At 38.2% G+C, this 2607-nt stretch carries 1 protein-coding gene and 1 pseudogene; both read left to right on the top strand.

The window, feature by feature from the left end; genetic code table 11:
- Positions 1 to 429: 429 nt before the first annotated feature.
- Entirely contained in the window at positions 430 to 1989 is a 1560-nt protein-coding gene (locus tag ACFFAP_RS37830; RefSeq protein WP_375516004.1) for an AAA family ATPase, read from the top strand.
- A gap of 132 nt (positions 1990 to 2121) precedes the next feature.
- Positions 2122 to 2607 (top strand): annotated as a pseudogene (locus ACFFAP_RS37835) (hypothetical protein); the annotation flags it as partial.

Genomic DNA, 2607 nt, shown 5'->3' on the forward strand with positions numbered 1-2607 from the left:
GTTGAGCTTCTGAGGGTGAATGTTGAGCTTCTGAGGGAGAACATTGAGCCTTTGAGCCTGAAACTTGCGGTTTAAAAGCTCAAGTTTGGGGTTTGGTACTGAAAACGTCTATGCGATGTCTACGACGGGCTACACCTACGCACCATGTTTCATTTTATTTTAGGTATAAGTGAGCGCTCATACTGCGCTAAATGAGTCTGAGAATCGAACCGCAGAGGCGCAGAGGACACTGAGGAAGAGAGAAGAAGGAGTGTTAGCGCGGCTTATCGTACTCCTACTCTTAAGCAAGCTACGCGTAACGTTCCATTGGCGCAGCCTCTCGTAGAGAAGGAAAGGTATCGCTATTATATAACTGTGTATTTGCTTAATTTTGGCATCTGTCGTTAGGATAAGTTACAGGTGTAAAAATTATCTCTATCTATAGCGAAGATGAAAATTGATCTTGTAGTTAATGCACTTAAAAGTATTGCTAAACCTGCGGCTTCTCTAGTTATTAATCAAGCTCAACGCAATGAAACTGTAGTCAGAACCTTAAAACAATACGATTTTGACCCAGTACAACCACCCAAAGATGTTGATGGGGTTTATGTTTACTCTTTAATTGAGTATGGCGTGGGTAAGCGGGAAGCAATTCTGAATCTTTTTCGAGAAAGAGAGATTAAAAAGGCTTTTTGGAGTGCTTATACTTCTAATAATCCCTTGGGTTTCTACAAGCAAGTAGAAAAGTTTTTGCAGGGGAATGATTTAGCTTATGATATCCGATTATTTAAGATTGAGTTGCACTCTGAGTTAGAAGAATTTGGCGAAATATTTATTAAGGTTGCCAAAAAAAGCAAATCCAAAGAGTTTGAACCTTTCCCTGATTGGAATTTAGACGAGTATCCAGCAGAATTTAAGTCATTAATTAGAGAAAAAATCCGCTCTTTTTGCGGTCGTAAGTTTGTTTTCGACAAATTTAAACAATTTTACGACAAAAATCGCAGTGGTTACTTCACAGTGGTGGGTGATGCAGGGATGGGGAAGAGTACCATTGCTGCTAAATATGTCTGGGACAAGAAATCACCATGCTATTTTAATATTCGCTCTGATGGTCGCAATCGAGCGGAGCTATTTCTTGAAAGTATTCGCAAACAATTAATTAAGCGTTACCAGTTGCAGAATGCCGAGAAGGCTAATTTAGCTGATTTACTAGAACAGGTTAGCAAACAACTGACTGCTGGCGATCGTCTTGTAATTGTAGTTGATGCTTTGGATGAAGTAGAACAAGAAGCAGGGGGAAATCTTTTAGATTTACCGCCGTCACTTCCTGAATATGTCTATTTTCTGCTGACTAGACGACCCTATACTATAGATAAAAAACGCTTGTCTGCACCAGATGTTCCGGTAGAGGAGCTAGATTTAAGGGAAAGTCAGTATGTTAATTTGAGTCGTGAAGATATCAAAGAGTATATTCGCTTCTTTTTAAATGATGATAAAGACTATAAAAATGCACTTAGACAATGGATTCAAGACCGCAATATTTCTGATAAGGATTTTGTTGAGCAGGTAGCAACTAAAAGTGAAAATAATTTCATGTACCTGCGTTATATTTTGCCAGGAATTGCTAAAGGTGACTATAAAGACCTGAATTTAAAGCAATTACCCGATGGTTTACAAGATTATTATCAAGTTCATTGGCAGCGCATGGGGATGGAAGAAAAATCCCAAGAATTAAAAGTATTTATCCTGTTTATTTTAGTGGAGATTGGTACACCAATTCCCTGTGAGATGATAGCGGATATTACCGAACAGGATGAATTGGATGTGCAATCAGTTTTAGATGAGTGGGTTGAGTATTTGAAGCCGCAGAATCTAGACGGAGATAATTGTTATAGTATTTATCATGCGAGTTTCTTAGATTTTCTACAGACAAAAAAAGAACTGAAAGCAACTCGAAAGCTATTTACAAAAGTAAATCAACGCATTGTAGATTATTGGGACAGTAAGTAAGATATCGGGTGTGTTATGCCGTAGGCTAATGCACCGTGAATTGTTAATTGTGCGTTTGTCTTTGAGACAAGGTTATTGGTTATTAGATTGAAGAATGAAACCTAAGCTACAGAGTTCAAAATATAGAATTAAATGGTAGAAACACCTCATAAATTACAACTTCAAAAGTCTTACTCACGCAAAGCTTATCTGGGCAGGTATCCTTATAATCTGATCAATTCAGAAAATTTGGAGAAGTATTACACAACTCTCACCGATTTTAATTTCATCACTGCCAAGATTAATCATCCTGAGTTTGGCGTACAGCCACTAATTGAAGATTATGATTTGATTGATGATACAGATACATTAAATTACCCAGAATATAACTCTGAGAAAGTCAAAAGTCTGAAATTGATTCAAGGTGCATTAAAACTATCAGCGCATATATTAGCAGTGGATAAGGGGCAATTAGCGAGTCAATTGCACGGACGGTTACTAAATCAGAAAATGGCTAAGGAGATTCAGGCATTATTGGCAAAAATAAAGCAAAGCACAACTATCCCTTGGCTGTGTCCCTTAACCCCAAGCTTAACGCCACCAGGGGGACACTTGCTCCTCACCCTCAATGGTCATAGT

It is taken from the genome of uncultured Nostoc sp. (assembly GCF_964245575.1).
Classification (GTDB): domain Bacteria; phylum Cyanobacteriota; class Cyanobacteriia; order Cyanobacteriales; family Nostocaceae; genus Nostoc.

What these genes read in the sequence shown, in the direction of transcription:
- ACFFAP_RS37830 (WP_375516004.1), top strand. Translation starts at nt 430, where the DNA reads ATGAAAATTGATCTTGTAGTTAATGCACTTAAAAGTATTGCTAAACCT.